The sequence below is a fragment of the Mesorhizobium sp. SP-1A genome, assembly GCF_032460275.1.
Taxonomy (GTDB): Bacteria; Pseudomonadota; Alphaproteobacteria; order Rhizobiales; family Rhizobiaceae; genus Mesorhizobium.
This window is the reverse complement of the sequence record NZ_JAVXZD010000001.1, coordinates 472604-486750: the sequence shown is the minus strand read 5'-3', so window position 1 is coordinate 486750 and position 14147 is coordinate 472604. Positions and strand designations below refer to the sequence as shown.

Annotated in this window: 21 protein-coding genes and 1 tRNA gene; 19 read left to right on the top strand and 3 right to left on the bottom strand. The window is 63.7% G+C overall.

Features of this window, described 5'->3' with window-relative positions:
• The first annotated feature begins 59 nt into the window (after nt 1-59).
• From murA to QU595_RS30160, 19 genes are all read left to right on the top strand, one after another.
• Nucleotides 60-1355, top strand: a complete 1296-nt coding sequence (gene murA / locus QU595_RS02345; RefSeq protein ID WP_315918863.1) for a UDP-N-acetylglucosamine 1-carboxyvinyltransferase — start codon at nt 60-62, stop codon at nt 1353-1355.
• A 159-nt stretch (nt 1356-1514) separates the two neighbouring features.
• Nucleotides 1515-1949 carry a DUF2948 family protein gene (locus tag QU595_RS02340; RefSeq protein ID WP_315918861.1) on the top strand — a complete coding sequence of 145 codons (435 nt, stop codon included), beginning with the start codon at nt 1515-1517 and terminating at the stop codon, nt 1947-1949.
• Nucleotides 1950-1954: 5 nt separating this feature from the next.
• Nucleotides 1955-3247, top strand: coding sequence for a histidinol dehydrogenase (gene hisD, locus QU595_RS02335; RefSeq protein ID WP_315918859.1), 1293 nt, complete (start codon nt 1955-1957; stop codon nt 3245-3247).
• 6 nt (nt 3248-3253) lie between these two features.
• Nucleotides 3254-3739 (top strand): UPF0262 family protein, encoded by a 486-nt coding sequence (locus tag QU595_RS02330; protein ID WP_315918858.1) that lies wholly within the window; start codon nt 3254-3256, stop codon nt 3737-3739.
• A 46-nt stretch (nt 3740-3785) separates the two neighbouring features.
• Nucleotides 3786-4196 (top strand): low molecular weight phosphatase family protein, encoded by a 411-nt coding sequence (locus QU595_RS02325; RefSeq protein WP_410000491.1) that lies wholly within the window; start codon nt 3786-3788, stop codon nt 4194-4196.
• Between the two features lie 84 nt (nt 4197-4280).
• Complete coding sequence (gene infA, locus QU595_RS02320) at nt 4281-4499, top strand: translation initiation factor IF-1 (RefSeq protein ID WP_006200926.1); 219 nt, start codon at nt 4281-4283, stop codon at nt 4497-4499.
• Nucleotides 4500-4526: 27 nt separating this feature from the next.
• A complete protein-coding gene (locus QU595_RS02315; protein ID WP_315918662.1) occupies nt 4527-5156 on the top strand; it encodes a Maf-like protein in 630 nt (209 codons plus the stop codon).
• A complete protein-coding gene (gene yacG, locus QU595_RS02310; RefSeq protein ID WP_315918661.1) occupies nt 5153-5368 on the top strand; it encodes a DNA gyrase inhibitor YacG in 216 nt (71 codons plus the stop codon). The genes QU595_RS02315 and yacG overlap by 4 nt, the downstream gene beginning before the upstream one ends.
• A gap of 191 nt (nt 5369-5559) precedes the next feature.
• Nucleotides 5560-5635: transfer RNA gene (locus QU595_RS02305), tRNA-Phe, on the top strand.
• A gap of 309 nt (nt 5636-5944) precedes the next feature.
• Entirely contained in the window at nt 5945-6220 is a 276-nt protein-coding gene (locus QU595_RS02300) for a hypothetical protein (protein WP_315918660.1), read from the top strand.
• Nucleotides 6221-6624: 404 nt separating this feature from the next.
• Nucleotides 6625-7155, top strand: a complete 531-nt coding sequence (locus QU595_RS02295; RefSeq protein WP_315918659.1) for a type II toxin-antitoxin system HicB family antitoxin — start codon at nt 6625-6627, stop codon at nt 7153-7155.
• Nucleotides 7148-7396: a hypothetical protein gene (locus tag QU595_RS02290; protein ID WP_315918658.1), complete on the top strand. Its 249-nt coding sequence runs from the start codon at nt 7148-7150 to the stop codon at nt 7394-7396. The genes QU595_RS02295 and QU595_RS02290 overlap by 8 nt, the downstream gene beginning before the upstream one ends.
• A 59-nt stretch (nt 7397-7455) precedes the next feature.
• On the top strand, nt 7456-7740 hold the full coding sequence (locus QU595_RS02285) for a phage baseplate assembly protein V (protein WP_315918657.1): 285 nt from the start codon (nt 7456-7458) through the stop codon (nt 7738-7740).
• A 56-nt stretch (nt 7741-7796) separates the two neighbouring features.
• A complete protein-coding gene (locus QU595_RS02280; protein WP_315918656.1) occupies nt 7797-7922 on the top strand; it encodes a hypothetical protein in 126 nt (41 codons plus the stop codon).
• 224 nt (nt 7923-8146) lie between these two features.
• Complete coding sequence (locus QU595_RS02275; RefSeq protein ID WP_315918655.1) at nt 8147-9412, top strand: DNA polymerase thumb domain-containing protein; 1266 nt, start codon at nt 8147-8149, stop codon at nt 9410-9412.
• Nucleotides 9409-9663, top strand: a complete 255-nt coding sequence (locus QU595_RS02270; RefSeq protein ID WP_315918654.1) for a hypothetical protein — start codon at nt 9409-9411, stop codon at nt 9661-9663. Before QU595_RS02275 ends, QU595_RS02270 begins: the two co-directional genes overlap by 4 nt.
• A gap of 12 nt (nt 9664-9675) precedes the next feature.
• On the top strand, nt 9676-10296 hold the full coding sequence (locus QU595_RS02265; protein WP_315918653.1) for a hypothetical protein: 621 nt from the start codon (nt 9676-9678) through the stop codon (nt 10294-10296).
• Between the two features lie 9 nt (nt 10297-10305).
• On the top strand, nt 10306-11022 hold the full coding sequence (locus QU595_RS30165) for an SOS response-associated peptidase family protein (protein WP_410000465.1): 717 nt from the start codon (nt 10306-10308) through the stop codon (nt 11020-11022).
• 119 nt (nt 11023-11141) lie between these two features.
• Nucleotides 11142-11366: a hypothetical protein gene (locus QU595_RS30160; RefSeq protein ID WP_410000464.1), complete on the top strand. Its 225-nt coding sequence runs from the start codon at nt 11142-11144 to the stop codon at nt 11364-11366.
• A gap of 89 nt (nt 11367-11455) precedes the next feature.
• Here QU595_RS30160 and QU595_RS02255 read toward each other — a convergent pair whose 3' ends face one another.
• The 3 genes from QU595_RS02255 to QU595_RS02245 are packed head-to-tail and all read right to left on the bottom strand — an operon-like array spanning nt 11456 to nt 14115.
• Nucleotides 11456-13054 carry a hypothetical protein gene (locus tag QU595_RS02255; RefSeq protein ID WP_315918651.1) on the bottom strand — a complete coding sequence of 533 codons (1599 nt, stop codon included), beginning with the start codon at nt 13052-13054 and terminating at the stop codon, nt 11456-11458.
• A 9-nt stretch (nt 13055-13063) separates the two neighbouring features.
• On the bottom strand, nt 13064-13522 hold the full coding sequence (locus QU595_RS02250) for a hypothetical protein (RefSeq protein WP_315918650.1): 459 nt from the start codon (nt 13520-13522) through the stop codon (nt 13064-13066).
• Complete coding sequence (locus QU595_RS02245; protein WP_315918649.1) at nt 13519-14115, bottom strand: hypothetical protein; 597 nt, start codon at nt 14113-14115, stop codon at nt 13519-13521. Before QU595_RS02245 ends, QU595_RS02250 begins: the two co-directional genes overlap by 4 nt.
• Between the last annotated feature and the right edge of the window lie 32 nt (nt 14116-14147).

The following is a 14147-nucleotide window of genomic DNA, read 5'->3' as shown; positions in this document are numbered from 1 at the left end:
ACGGGCAGATCACACTCAAACGATTGAAAGCGGCCATTCCGGCCGAGGGACGCTTCTCCATGGATCGAATCAGGATCGTCGGCGGCAATGAGCTGACCGGCACGATACCCATCTCGGGCGCCAAGAACGCGGCCCTGCCGCTAATGATCGCCGCGCTGCTGACCCCCGAGACGCTGACCCTGGAGAACGTGCCGCACCTTGCAGACGTGGAGCGGCTCATCCGCATCCTCGGCAATCACGGCGTGGACTATTCGGTCAACGGCAAGCGCGACCATCAGAACGGCTCCAACGGCTATGCCCGCACGCTGAACTTCACCGCGCGCGACATTGTCGACACCACGGCCCCCTACGATCTCGTGTCGAAGATGCGCGCGTCCTTCTGGGTCATCGGCCCGCTGGTGGCGCGCATGGGCGTAGCCAAGGTGTCGTTGCCCGGCGGCTGCGCCATCGGCACGCGACCGGTCGACCTGTTCATCGACGGCCTGCAGGCGCTGGGCGCGGACATCGACGTGGACAACGGCTATGTCGTTGCCAGCGCGAAAAACCGGCTGAAGGGCAATCGCTACGTCTTCCCGAAGATTTCGGTCGGCGCCACGCACGTATTGATGATGGCGGCCACGCTGGCGCGCGGCGAGACGGTGCTCGAAAACGCGGCCCGCGAACCGGAAGTGGTCAATCTTGCCGACTGCCTGAACGCGATGGGCGCCAGGATCACGGGAGCCGGCACCTCGACCATCACCATCGACGGCGTGGACGAGCTTCACGGCGCCAGCCTGCGCGTGATTCCCGACCGCATCGAGACCGGAACCTATGCCATGGCCGTTGCCATGACCGGCGGCGACGTGCTGCTGCAGGGGGCGGAGCCCGATCTGCTGCAGGCGGCGCTTGACGTGATCGAGCAGACCGGCGCCGAGATCACGCCGACCAATGAAGGCATCCGCGTCAGGCGCAACGGCGCCGGCATCTCGCCCGTAGACGTGACGACCGAGCCGTTCCCGGGCTTCCCGACCGACCTGCAGGCCCAGTTCATGGGCCTGATGACCATGGCCAAGGGCAAGTCGCGCATCACCGAGACCATCTTCGAGAACCGGTTCATGCATGTGCAGGAACTGGCCCGTCTCGGCGCGCACATCACGCTTTCGGGCCAGACGGCCATCGTGGAGGGCGTTTCCAAGCTGAAGGGCGCCGAGGTCATGGCGACGGACCTGCGCGCCTCCGTGTCGCTGGTCATTGCCGGGCTCGCGGCGGAAGGCGAGACCACGGTCAACCGCGTCTACCATCTCGACCGCGGCTTCGAGCAGCTGGAAGAGAAGCTTTCCGGCTGCGGCGCGGTGATCGAACGCATCAGCGGCTGAAATGCGGGACGCCAGAGGGTATCGGCCTGCCGGCCTGCGGAACAGACCCCTTCTGCCGCCTTGTTCCCCGGCCGCCTCTCTGCCCGTGCGGTTGCGTACGCTTGCAAGACCGCATAACAGAAGGTTCTTGAGTTGAACCTTCGCAAGCGCGGAATCCGCATGGACGCCCTCAAGCTGATAGCGCTCGACGCCGAGGATCTTGGCATCATCTCGGCGCATGTGCAGGATGCCGCCATGAAGGTGGGGGATCTGGAATATCTGCCGGCGGCAAGGCATTTCATCATGCCGATGAACCGCTTCGTCTGGGAGAGGAAGCCGGGATTCTTCCGCCAGCACAATGAGAGGCGTCGCGCCGTCCTGCATTTCGACCGCGTGCTGGGCGTCAAGACCAGCGGCATCCAGCGCGAAAAGCGCGACGAGGTGCTGTCGCTCCTGGCCATCAGCTTCGTGCCGCTCGCGCCGCCTTCCGGCCTTGTCGAGCTGATCTTCTCCGGCGGCGGCGCCATCATGCTGGACGTCGAATGCGTGGAGGCCCGCCTTGCCGACACGGGCGGCGCATGGCAGGCGACGTCCCGCCCCATCCACAAGAATTGAGCGTCATGGCCGTTACCCTCCGCACGTCCGACCCCGATTTCGAGCAGCGCTTCGCCGCCTTCCTCGCCACCAAGCGGGAAGTGTCGGCCGATGTCGATGCCGCCGTGCGGGAGATCATCGCCGGGGTACGCGCCGAAGGCGACGCCGCCCTCGCCGACTATACGCGCCGGTTCGACCGCACCGACCTCGGCAAGATCGGGATGGCGGTGTCGCGCGACGACATCGCGCGCGCCTACGGCGAGGCGGACCCGAAAACGGTCGAGGCGTTGAAGTTCGCGCGCGACCGCATCCGTACCTATCATGAAAAGCAGCGGCCGAAGGACGAGCGCCATACCGACGCGGCCGGCGTGGAACTCGGCTGGCGCTGGACGGCGGTGGAGGCGGTCGGCCTCTATGTTCCGGGCGGCACGGCGAGCTATCCCTCCTCCGTGCTGATGAACGCGGTGCCCGCGGCCGTTGCCGGGGTGGAACGCCTGGTCATGGTGGTGCCGGCGCCGGACGGCATGCTAAACCCGCTGGTGCTGGTGGCCGCGGACCTTGCCGGCGTTTCGGAAATCTACCGGATCGGTGGCGCGCAGGCCGTGGCCGCGCTTGCCTATGGCACGCAGACCATCCGCCCCGTGGCCAAGATCGTCGGCCCGGGCAACGCCTATGTGGCGGCGGCCAAGCGGCAGGTGTTCGGCACGGTCGGCATCGACATGATCGCCGGGCCGTCCGAAGTGCTGATCGTGGCCGATGCGAGCAACAACCCCGACTGGGTGGCCGCCGACCTGCTGGCGCAGGCCGAGCATGACGCTTCGGCGCAGTCGATCCTGATCACCGACGACGCGGCTTTCGGCCGGGCGGTGGAAGCGGCGGTGGAACGCCAGTTGCGCACGTTGCCACGGGCCGAGATCGCCGCGGCAAGCTGGCGCGACTTCGGCGCCGTCATCCTGGTCGATACCTTCGACGCGGCGCTGCCGCTGGTCGACCGCATCGCGGCAGAGCACGTGGAACTGGCCATAGAGGACGCGGAAGCCTTCCTCGCGCGCATGCGCAATGCCGGCGCCGTCTTCCTGGGCCGGCACACGCCTGAAGCGATCGGCGACTATGTCGGCGGCTCCAACCACGTGCTGCCGACGGCGCGCTCGGCGCGGTTTTCCTCCGGCCTGTCGGTTCTCGACTTCGTGAAGCGCACGTCGATCCTGAAGCTCGGACCGGACCAGCTCAAGGCGCTGGCCCCGGCCGCGATCGCGCTGGCCGAAGCGGAGGGGCTCGCCGCGCACGGGCGTTCCGTTTCAATCCGGCTGAACATGTAGGCGGTCATGGCGACACCGGGCCAACAGAGCGCCAGACTGGTCGATGTCGAGCTGGACGAGACGATCGGACGTTCGACCCCCGACGTCGAGCACGAGCGCGCCGTGGCGATCTTCGACCTGATCGAGGAGAACAGCTTCCGGCCCGTCAGCGACGGCGGCACGGGACCGTACAAGCTGAAGCTCTCGCTGGCCGATTCGCGGCTGGTGTTCGCCATCAGCCGCGAAGACGGCACGGCGGTCGTCACCCACATCCTGTCGCTGACGCCGTTCCGGCGCATCGTGAAGGATTACTACCTGATCTGCGAAAGCTACTACGAGGCGATCCGTTCCTCCACGCCGAGCCAGATCGAGGCCATCGACATGGGGCGGCGCGGCCTGCACAACGAGGGCTCGCAGACGTTGATGGATCGCCTGTCCGGCAAGATCGAGATCGATTTCGACACTGCGCGCCGGCTTTTCACGCTGGTTTGCGTCCTGCACTGGCGAGGCTGACCTGACGGCCGGCGGCCCGCCCCGTTCGATCCTGTTCATGTGCGGCATGAATGCCGTGCGCTCGCCCATGGCGGAGGCGCTCGCGCACAAGATGCTGCCGCCCGCCACCTTCATCGCCTCGGCCGGCGTGCGCCACGGCGAGCGCGACCCGTTCGTGGATGCCGTGCTGTCCGAAGAGGGCCTGTCGCTCGGCGATCATCACCCGAGGACGATCGAGGAACTGGAAGACGACTATTTCGACCTGATCGTGACCCTTGCGCCGCAAGCGCACCACGCGGCACTGGAGCTGACCCGCTCCATGGCCGTGGACGTGGAATATTGGCCGATGCCCGATCCCACCACGGCGACGGGCACCCGCGAGCAGATCATGGCCGCCTATCGCGACGTGCGCGACCGATTGAGGGCCAGGATCGCGCAGCGTTTCGGATTGGCGCAGAAGAAGGCCGGTTCCCAATAAGCGTGTTCACAAGCGGCGGATAATCATATAGGTTCCGCGCCAAATCCGGCGGGCCGCCGGAATTCATCCAAGCAAAGGTATCGAATGCCGAAGGAAGAAGTCCTCGAGTTCCCTGGTGTCGTGACGGAGTTGCTGCCGAACGCGATGTTCCGGGTGAAGCTCGAAAACGAACATGAAATTATCGCCCACACCGCCGGACGCATGCGCAAGAACCGTATCCGCGTGCTGACCGGCGACAAGGTCCTGGTCGAGATGACGCCCTATGATCTCACCAAGGGCCGCATCACCTATCGTTTCAAGTAATTCGAGCCGGACAGTTCGGGTTTCGCGATGAGCTATCCGCATCCGCTCGTGCTTGCCTCGGGTTCGCCGCGCCGGATCGAGTTGTTGCAGCAGGCCGGCATCGAGCCTGACCGGGTGTTTCCGGCCGATATCGACGAGACGCCGCAGCGGGCCGAACATCCGCGCTCCCTGGCAAAACGCCTGTCCAAGGAAAAGGCCGAGAAGGCACTGGCTTCGCTGAAGGGCGAAACCGGCCATGCGCCGTCCTATGTGCTTGCCGCCGACACGGTGGTGGCGGTGGGCCGGCGGATACTGCCCAAGGCCGAAACGCTGGACGACGCCGCCTTCTGCCTGCAACTGCTTTCCGGACGCTCGCACCGGGTCTATTCCGGCATCTGCCTGATCACGCCCGAGGGCAAGCAACGCCAGAGGCTGGTGGAAACGCGGGTGCGCTTCCGGCGCCTGCCGCGCAAGGAGATCGATCGCTACATCGCTTCGGGCGAATGGCGCGGCAAGGCCGGCGGTTATGCGGTGCAGGGCCTTGCAGGCAGCTTCGTGGTCAAGCTGGTCGGCTCCTACAGCAATGTCGTCGGACTGCCGCTCTACGAGACGGCCGCCCTGCTTTCCGGCGAGGGTTTCGACGTCCACAGGGCGTGGCCCAAGGACGGCATTTCTTGAGCGGGACCGACAAGGCCGCCGTGACGCCGTTGCGGCCACGCCGTCCCTGCCCCGAATGCGGCAGGCCATCCGCTCGGGACAGCTATCCGTTCTGCTCGGCCCGCTGCAAGGACATCGACCTCAATCGCTGGCTGAAGGGCGCCTACGCCATTCCCGTGCGCGACGACGAAGAGACGCCGGAAGATCCCGATCCGAGCCGGAACGACGGCTGAGACTGCGCCTTACGGGCCGGCGCAACCCAGGATTCTCAAGCCTTTGCGGCATATCGGCAGGGCTTTTTCATTCCCGGTTGAAAATCGACATGGCACCGCTGGACAGAGGCGATTCTCGTGCTATAACCCACGCGCTTTCGAGGGTCGCCGTGGCGCTTTCGAAGACTGCGGGCAGCAGCCTGCGGAGCGAGGCCCAGGTAGCTCAGTTGGTAGAGCAGCGGACTGAAAATCCGCGTGTCGGTGGTTCGATTCCGCCCCTGGGCACCAACGTTTTCAATAACTTACAGGCAGACAGGCGACTTTCATGTCGCGTTCATGTTGCAACTGACTTTCCTTGATTTTTAAGGGTTTTGACTGACGCGCGGCTACTCGACGCGACATGAAACGCGACATGAAACGGCGGATACTTCTTTCACGTACTGCGGGGTCGCTAGGCCTCATCCAGGACCATGGTCATGTAAAAGCGCGCTCCTAGTTGGCAGGAACGTATCGGCGAACGATGTTTTCCACCGCCCGAGGTTGTGGCCCGCTGGGAAAAGTGAAATCGTAGATGCGGGTTTACGAAGGGCTTGGGAAATGACTATTCGGAAATGGGCGGCTTTGGCCGCCGCGCTATGCGTCACCTCGTCGTGCGCGACACCTCCACAGAACATCAAGGCCACCGCTTCGGACGGCAATGCCTGCACCGCCGCCGATCGCCAGCGCCTGTCCGACCTCTACCAGCAGCAGTCGCGTACTGCCACGCAGGACGCGCTCGGCGTGTTCATGATCGGCGTACCTCTCGGCGGCGCCGACCAGGGGCCCGAGATCGCCCGCCTGAAGGGCAGGTGCGGCGATCCGTCAAAGAAATAACCAACTGGTGGAGGCTTGCGAGTGCGGTCCAGAGGTAGCGGCGCGAGCGGGAAGGGAAATGCGAAGAGCGATCCAGTCGGACGAGGCGACAATTATTAACCTCGACACCGATTTGTGAATTGCGCTATGGAGAGGTGATATTACATGTGGTATCAGCGTGAGCCGGAATAAGAAGCTGATTGCGGATATCCGCAACAACCCGAAAGATGTCCGCTATGAGGATGCGTTGCGCGCTGCTGATCTGATTGGGTTCACCTCGACTGGCGGATCCGGGTCTCATTGCACGCGTTCACGGCCAGGAGAGCTGGTTCAGTTGAACTTTCAACGGATCGCAAACGGTCGAGCAAAGCCATATCAGGTTAGGCAACTGATCGAAATGTTGGACAAGTACGAGCACGAGATCGATGGCGAATAAGTATGCTACGGAGATTTTTTGGAGCGACGAAGACGAGGGCTTTATCGCTATAGCCCCCGATCTCCCCGGCTGCTCGGCCTTCGGTGAGACCATGGCGGAAGCAGCTACCGAAATCGAAGGGGCTATCTCGGCTTGGATCGAAGCTGCCAGAGCTGCGGGGAACCCAATTCCTCCCCCGATAGAGCGCAATCCGCTTCAAGAGGCCAGCGGAAAAACCCTTCTACGCATGCCCAAGGAACTTCATCGAGACCTTCAGCGAAAGGCTCAGCGGGAAAGCGTCAGCCTCAATTCATATATTTGCTTTCTTCTAACGCAACGTCACTATCACGCGCACGCTGTAGCTGAGTTTGGGAAGTCCCTTGAGTGGCAAGTTCTAAGTTCTCGACAGGGGGCGCAGTCGGCGCAAATTTTCGTGCTCAATTCTATGAATTTGAAGACGGTGAACGCGAGCACGCTTGATCAGAAACCAGGCGCGGTATCAACGCCGGTAGCCGGTATCGGGATGACCTTCAATGCCTGAAGTGAGCCAATATAACTTTTCGCTGAAAGAGGTTGGTACGGCATTGTTGAAGTCCGCCGGTATAGCCGAGGGCAAGTGGGCAGTGGGTGTTAACGTTGGTCTGAATGTTGGAAACATGGGGCCATCCCCAGAGCAGGCGGTGCCATCTGTGATGGTTCAAATTCAAGCCTTCAACCTCGCTCTCGTACCAGATGAGACACCGACCGGTGATGCGATCTTGGACGCCTCTAAAATTAGATGATCCCCGCCCCCGGCCCCGGCCGGGGTTTTCGTTTTAGGCAGCGGTGCTACGATCAGCACATGGCATTTGAAAAACTCCCCGGCATCTACCAGGCCGAAGTCGTCGCCGACCGCGATCCAGAAGGGCGCTTCCGCGCAAAAGTCCGACTGACATTCCTCGATCCTCCGAAAGAGCTTTGGGCCGAATGCTGTGCTCCGATCGAGCAGCGATATACGATGGCGGTCGCGGTCCCCTACATAGGCCAGACCGTATGGGTTATTTTCGAGGCCGGGGACTTGAGACGCCCAGTTTGGATGGGCTCGGCGATAACCGCTGTGGATGTCTCTCCAGCCCTCCCCCGCTAGTAGTAGCTCGATGCGACTACCGTCGAAACTGCGCGACAAACCTCCCAAGTGCTCTCATGTCGTCAGCACAGGTCGTCGCCTGGATGGACTATAACTGCTGCATGCTCGACAAGCTCACCTTTCTGTTGGCTTTCTCGATCTTCTTCGCCATCGGCGGCGCGCTGGCATGGGCGCTGCTCTGATGCGCGTTTCTATGCTCCTGCTCGCCGCCGTCGTCGCCTTCATGGTGGTCTATGCCATTACCGGCGGGTTTCGCCTCATCCTCGGCTAGGAACACATTCCTTTCCACTTGACAGATTGTCAGGATGAGAACATTTTGAGAACACGCCGGCCGATCGGTGGCGTGCGACATCCATCTTCAAATGACCGTTGGCGCGGCTTTGCCGGGCGACGGCGGAGCTTTGCCTTGCGGAAGCCTGACACCATCGAACGCCTCTATCTCGATTTCGACGGCTTCTTTGCAAGCGTCGAGCAGCAGGCCGATCGGCGCCTATGGGGCCGGCCGGTCGGCGTCGTTCCTTTTGAGGGGACGGACCGCACCTGTGTCATCGCCTGCTCGCGGGAGGCGAAGCTGTTCGGCGTCAAGAACGTCATGAACGTGTCCGAGGCGCGGGAGCGCTGCCCCGACATCGTGCTGGTGCCGCAGAAGCCCGATCTATATCGCCGCGCGCACAATACACTTCTGGCCGAGATCGAGAGCGTCATTCCGATCGACGCCGTTAAAAGCATCGACGAGCTGACCTGCCGGTTGGACGAAAGCGGCCGGCAGGATCCGGTCGGCCTCGGCGTAAGGCTGAAGTCGACCATCGCGCGCAACGTCGGTCCCTACGTTACCTGCTCCATCGGCTTCGCCGCGAACCGGCAACTCGCCAAGATGGCCTGCAAGGCTGGAAAGCGGTCGTACGACCGATATGGCGACGGGCTGATGATCTGGCGGCCGGAAGACCTCCCGGCGCCGCTGATCGCGCTGCCGCTTTCGGACGTGCCGGGCGTCGGCGGAAGGATGGAACAGCGCCTGGCGCGTGCCGGCGTCTACACCATGGCCGATCTCTACGTCCTCCAGCCGAAGCACATGCGCAAGCTGTGGGGCAACGTCAACGGCGAGCGGCTTTGGTACGCGCTGCATGGCTATGACATTCAGGCGCAACCGGCCGAACGCGGCATGTTCGGCCACGGTCGCGTGCTGCCGCCCGAGAGCCGGACCCTACCGGCCGCCTACGAGATATGCCGCCTGCTGCTCATCAAGGCGGCGCGGCGACTGCGGCGCGCCGGCTACTACTGCAACGGGCTGATGCTGTGGCTTGCGCTGCGCGGCGGCGAGTGGAGTGACCAATTGAAGCTGCCGATCGTCAACGACGATCAGGCCGTTCTCGCCGGCCTCGCCCGGCTGTGGGAGCGGGTTCGCCGCAAGCATTCGAACGGCACGCAGGTCTTCCGCGTCGGGGTGACGCTGTGCGAATTGAGCCTCGCCGACCAGCGGCAGCTCGACATGCTGATCAACGACGATCGCACCCGGCAGAAATGGGAGAGCGTGTCGACGGCGATCGACGGCTTGAACGCCCGTTACGGCCGCACGGTGATGAGCCTTGGACCTTGGAAGCCGCCCGCCGGCGGCCACGTTGGCGGCAAGATCAGCTACACGCGTATCCCGACGGCGGAGGACTTCTGGTGAGCACCTGGAAAGAGAACGTGCAGGTGCGCGACCTGGACGTTCGCGACAAGCTGGAGTTGACCTGCAAGAGCTGCGGCCATGTCCACTATCTGACGCGCGAGGCGATCTGCTCGTCGCCGGAGCGCGAGTTCCTATATCTGGACGAAGTTGAGAAGGAAGCGACCTGCCGGGCGCGCGGATGTCGCGGCGCCGTCAGGCTCGCAATGTCGCCTCGCGGTGACACCAGCGCATTCGTGGGCGGGCTGGCCTGAAAGGAGACGACGATGACAACAAGGATGCATCGTGGCGCCAACGACGACGACAATACAGAATTTGACTACGAGAACGACTACGACGAGCTTGAAGACGCCTATGCCCCAGTCGTCGGCATCGCGGTCGAACTGATCGAAGCGGGGCAGATGAACGAAGATCGGCCCGAGGATCGTGTCGCGTTGAAATTGAGCAGGAGCGGCGCCGCAAGCCTTACGGCTGACGAGATGGACGTCGTACATGAGCGGCTTAATCCACTCGTCGAGATGTATTGGAAGAAGGATCGAGCGGCTTTTGAGGCGGAGTTTTCCCGGCGGCGGGCGCCCGGCTTCTACGACGAGAGCGAAGCCGGCCATCTCGCGCGGAAACGTTTCCGCAAGGAAAACCCGCCCGAGGTCGAGTTCCGCGCAGCCGCGGCACCTGGATTGCCCGTTACCGCTCCGCAGGACGGATCATGGTTTGTGGGCAAGGACCGAGCCGGACATTTCGCACATGTGCGCTGGCGGAGCGACGAAGAACTGGAAAGCGGAGAAAATCCCGATTGGGTACGATGGGACACGGACGAGCATTTCGACCTGATTGCCTGGGTGCAGTCTTGTTGGACCGGTGATGACATGGCCGAGGCGTATGGCTAGGCTAGGGCCATGTGCGGCCGCTACACCCGATATCTGTCCTGGTCTGAAATCCATCGGCTCTATCGGCTGACGGCTCCTGCGGAAGGCTCCGGGCGCAATACCGAGGCCCGCTACAACATCGCGCCGACGCAATCGGTGGACTTCATCACCTGGAACGACGACGGCAACCACAAACTTCGCGAGGGCCGCTGGTGGCCCTGCCCGCGTAGCCGTTCCGCGGCCTGCCGATACTCGGTCGCCACCGGGTCGGACGCGCTCTTGGCAAAGGGAGCGCGAGCCTTGTTCAGCACGGCGGTTCCGAACCGCCCTGCTCCGCCGAAGATCGCGCCCATAAGAGCATCAGTTCCGGCTTCGCCGGCGGCGCGCGGCAGAACGTCACTCACGATGCTGGGTTCGGCCTCCCGGTTCTCGGGGAACAAGCGCCCGACGGTTTCACCGACAAGCTGTGCGCCGCCGGCGGACAGCGCGGCCGATGCGGGAATGCCCGCAGCGGGGCCAAGCGCATACGCGGGAACGGAAGCGCTCCCGCCCATAATCGCGCCGATCAGGTCGGGCACGCCGCCCGCAATGCCGGCTACGTCGCCCATATCGACGCCGGGAGGATTGAAGAGGTTTTCCGATCCGTCCGGGTTGCGCACGACACGACGATCGGTCGGATTGCCGAAGCGGTCGGCCAGCACATACCAGCCTTCGTTCTCGGGGCCGTATGTGTTCGTCAGATACTGATCTTTGGCTTTGTCGGTGTTCAGGAACGATGAATAGAGACGCTGGCCGAGCGGCGCACCGCCGGCCTGGATGCCGGGCGTATCGCCAATCTCTCGCGCCTCCCGCGAACCGGAGAGGCCATGCAGGATCGAGCCGACGAAATCGGACCCCATGAACGGCGTTTTGCTGGTCGGCAATCCGACCGCACTCAAAACGTTGTTCACCGCGTCGACGGGCGCACCGAGAACGGATGCGGACGCATCGATTGCCCGCTCGCCGAAGGACGCTGGCGGAACGGGGGTGATGTCGGGGCCGCCCGGAACGCCTGTGCTGTCGCGGCGATCTTCCGGCGGCTGCGAGGCTGACAATGCAGTGCCCGCATCAGGGAACGCGGCCCACGGATCGTCAGCCGGCTTCGCGGCCGGAGCGTCGGGGAAAGCTGCCCACGGGTCCATTATGGCCTCACTTTCAGGCGTCCGTCCGGTGTGCGGAACTGCGTGCCGGATGGCAGCGCGTTCGCCTCTTCCGGCGTCCGTACGGTCGGAATATCGCCCGCCGGCGCGGCGGCCGGGGCCGATTCCGGCGGTGCGGCGAGCTGCGTCGGATTGAAATCCCGTTCAAGTTCACCCACGCTCGGAATGCGGGTCGGGCCGCCGCGGCTCGCAGACAGCATGGTCCGCTGATATTCGTCCGCCAGCGCGGGCGTGATCGCGCCATCGTCCACCAGTTGGCCCAGCACGCTACCGTTGATCGGCGGCAAGGCCCCTCCACCTGAAGCCAGCGAACCGGCGAATTTCGCACGGTATGCGTTGAGCACGACGAGCGTCGCCAGTTTCGCCTTCGCACCGGGCAAGCTCTCTCCGAGGCCCTGACCCACCATGATATCTTCAGCCATGCGACGATCGGTGTCGGAAATACGGTTGTCGCCGGCGAGGCTTCGCGCCATCCGCATCGCCGTGGTCTGCATCTGTGTCCGCATCGCGGTCACGTCGCCGCGGGCCACGTTGGAGAACACCTGGGCGCCGTAGTTCGTCAGGAAGTCGTTGACGTTGCCCGCAACGCCCACGTCCGATGCCGTGATGTTGTCGAAGAGCGTTTGCAGTTCCCGCGCGCTCTGCGTTGCGGCGTCGCGCTGGCCTTGCAGGTTGGTCTGCTGGCTGATCGTATTACCGGCGCCGCCGGTGGTGAAGCGGACGCCGCCCTGACCGTCGGCCTCGAACGACATCCCGCCGCCCGTGCCTTCCTTGCGGATGACGTTCGGCACGACCTTCCCATCATTCGCATTGACGATCTGCCCGTTCGGCCCGACGATGCCTGGGAACCGAACTTCCTCGCCATTCGGGCCTAAGGCCAAGTAGTTGTCGACCTTCTCGGCGCTGGCCGCCTCATAAGGCTGTGCGCCCTGCCGGACGGCGGCTCCGGGAGACATGAATACGGGCTGGTGCGTGTTCGGATCGACCGCCTTGACCGGCGTCTTGTCGCCCGTGATAGCGTCCAGCAGATCGCTATCGGTCAACTGGCCGCCGTCGAGCAAGCGCTGGTTTTGGTTTGCCCGCCACTCCGTCTCGGACAGCGGCTTGGGCGCGCCGGCCGCTGCGGCGACCGCTGGAAGCTGAAGCGCGTCCATAAACTCGGATGAAACCTCCGGCCGCACCTGACCGGGGTTCAGCGGCTGAAAGAGCGTTCCGATGGCCGATCGTTGGTTATCGAGCCGATTGGTCTGGATCGCGCGCTCATTGTCTGCGGTGTTGTTTGCCCGCGATGTGGCCGCCTGCGTATCGAAGCCGTAGCGTTTCGTGGCGTCGTCCTTGTTGACCGCGTAGTAGCTCTGGCTCGGCGCGTAGAGGTTCGCCCCGACGCCCATGCGATCAAAGCGCTCCAAGTTGAAGTTCGGATCCGTCGCGTAGTCGAAGACCTGACCGCGCCGGTTCGTGTCCGCCTGTTTAGCGCTTGCGGTGGCCCAATTTGCGGCCTCTGCCCCGGACGGCGGCGCGAACATGGCGGCGATGGTGTCATAGGCTCGACCAAACGCTGGATTATTGAAAAACGGCATGTCGTTTCCTCAATGAACGGTCGTCGGGCCGACCGGATAGGGCGCGGCGATGACGGGAGTTCGGGACAGCGCGACCGCCAGGTCGATCTGGCTTCCGGCTGCGAGATAGTCTCGAAGATGAAGCGCGCGGATTTCAGCCTCCAAGATGGCCGCAAAAGCCATCAGGCCACGGAGGCGCTCGGCATCCACGTTTCCCATTGCGGCAGAAGCACAGCCAAGGGCCACGAAAATGTGTTCCGGCGCCAGGCGGCCGGACGCGGCGTCCGCGATGTGCGGGGCCGCCGCAAACAGAAGCCGCGAGACCTCGCCCGCAAGCTGCGGATCGAGAGGCTGTCCCGAACCCAGCGAATAGAACAGCGAACGCAGCCCCAACGCCCCGGTCAACAATGGCTTTTCGCCTTCCGCGGCGGCGCGCAGATGGTCGACGGCCTGGGCCAGGTGCTGATCGTGGGCTGCGGCGGTAGTCATCGAAACAACTCGTCTTCCGTCGGCTTCGCTGGCGCCAGCATCTTCCCGACGGTGGCGCGCTCACGCTCCCGGCGCCGCTTTTCGATATCGTCCTCGTACTGGCAAATCTGCGCGTAGTAGATCAGGATCTTGGCTCGCGCGGCAGCGTCCCGATGACGGTCATTGTCGATCGAACCGGAGCGCAGATCGTCAACGACCATTGCCGCCGCAAGCATTCCCGTCTGAAGCTGTTCAACCGGAATGCGGTCGCCAAGCGCACCGATCGCGTCTCCCAGCCCGCCGTAGATCGCGGATAACAGCCGCTCATGTTCCCGCTGGGTCAATGGGTTCCAGCCCGGAACCTCCGCGGTTTTGGGGCGCAGGGACAAGACATGTCGCAGGCCCATTTCGAGGGACATCGGCGTCGCGTCAGACAGCCAGTCCAATTGCCCGAACTGCACGATCGCGGTTTCGATCTTTTCGCTTTGATCCAGCACGGTATCCGCTCCGACTTTGCTTTTGTCGAAGTCTGGATCGCCTGGCTGCGCGGTTATAGCCCCACATTTCAGCAGGTTTTCGGCGAGGATTTCGGAAGGCAGGGCGGAAAGGGCCATAGTGCATCGCAAGGTCACGAACCGGATCGCGG

What these genes read in the sequence shown, in the direction of transcription:
- murA (WP_315918863.1), top strand. Translation starts at nt 60, where the DNA reads ATGGATCGAATCAGGATCGTCGGCGGCAATGAGCTGACCGGCACGATA.
- QU595_RS02340 (WP_315918861.1), top strand. Translation starts at nt 1,515, where the DNA reads ATGGACGCCCTCAAGCTGATAGCGCTCGACGCCGAGGATCTTGGCATC.
- hisD (WP_315918859.1), top strand. Translation starts at nt 1,955, where the DNA reads ATGGCCGTTACCCTCCGCACGTCCGACCCCGATTTCGAGCAGCGCTTC.
- QU595_RS02330 (WP_315918858.1), top strand. Translation starts at nt 3,254, where the DNA reads ATGGCGACACCGGGCCAACAGAGCGCCAGACTGGTCGATGTCGAGCTG.
- QU595_RS02325 (WP_410000491.1), top strand. Translation starts at nt 3,786, where the DNA reads ATGAATGCCGTGCGCTCGCCCATGGCGGAGGCGCTCGCGCACAAGATG.
- infA (WP_006200926.1), top strand. Translation starts at nt 4,281, where the DNA reads ATGCCGAAGGAAGAAGTCCTCGAGTTCCCTGGTGTCGTGACGGAGTTG.
- QU595_RS02315 (WP_315918662.1), top strand. Translation starts at nt 4,527, where the DNA reads ATGAGCTATCCGCATCCGCTCGTGCTTGCCTCGGGTTCGCCGCGCCGG.
- QU595_RS02300 (WP_315918660.1), top strand. Translation starts at nt 5,945, where the DNA reads ATGACTATTCGGAAATGGGCGGCTTTGGCCGCCGCGCTATGCGTCACC.
- QU595_RS02295 (WP_315918659.1), top strand. Translation starts at nt 6,625, where the DNA reads ATGGCGAATAAGTATGCTACGGAGATTTTTTGGAGCGACGAAGACGAG.
- QU595_RS02290 (WP_315918658.1), top strand. Translation starts at nt 7,148, where the DNA reads ATGCCTGAAGTGAGCCAATATAACTTTTCGCTGAAAGAGGTTGGTACG.
- QU595_RS02285 (WP_315918657.1), top strand. Translation starts at nt 7,456, where the DNA reads ATGGCATTTGAAAAACTCCCCGGCATCTACCAGGCCGAAGTCGTCGCC.
- QU595_RS02280 (WP_315918656.1), top strand. Translation starts at nt 7,797, where the DNA reads ATGTCGTCAGCACAGGTCGTCGCCTGGATGGACTATAACTGCTGCATG.
- QU595_RS02265 (WP_315918653.1), top strand. Translation starts at nt 9,676, where the DNA reads ATGACAACAAGGATGCATCGTGGCGCCAACGACGACGACAATACAGAA.
- QU595_RS30165 (WP_410000465.1), top strand. Translation starts at nt 10,306, where the DNA reads ATGTGCGGCCGCTACACCCGATATCTGTCCTGGTCTGAAATCCATCGG.
- QU595_RS30160 (WP_410000464.1), top strand. Translation starts at nt 11,142, where the DNA reads ATGCAGGATCGAGCCGACGAAATCGGACCCCATGAACGGCGTTTTGCT.
- QU595_RS02255 (WP_315918651.1), bottom strand. Translation starts at nt 13,054, where the DNA reads ATGCCGTTTTTCAATAATCCAGCGTTTGGTCGAGCCTATGACACCATC.
- QU595_RS02250 (WP_315918650.1), bottom strand. Translation starts at nt 13,522, where the DNA reads ATGACTACCGCCGCAGCCCACGATCAGCACCTGGCCCAGGCCGTCGAC.
- QU595_RS02245 (WP_315918649.1), bottom strand. Translation starts at nt 14,115, where the DNA reads ATGGCCCTTTCCGCCCTGCCTTCCGAAATCCTCGCCGAAAACCTGCTG.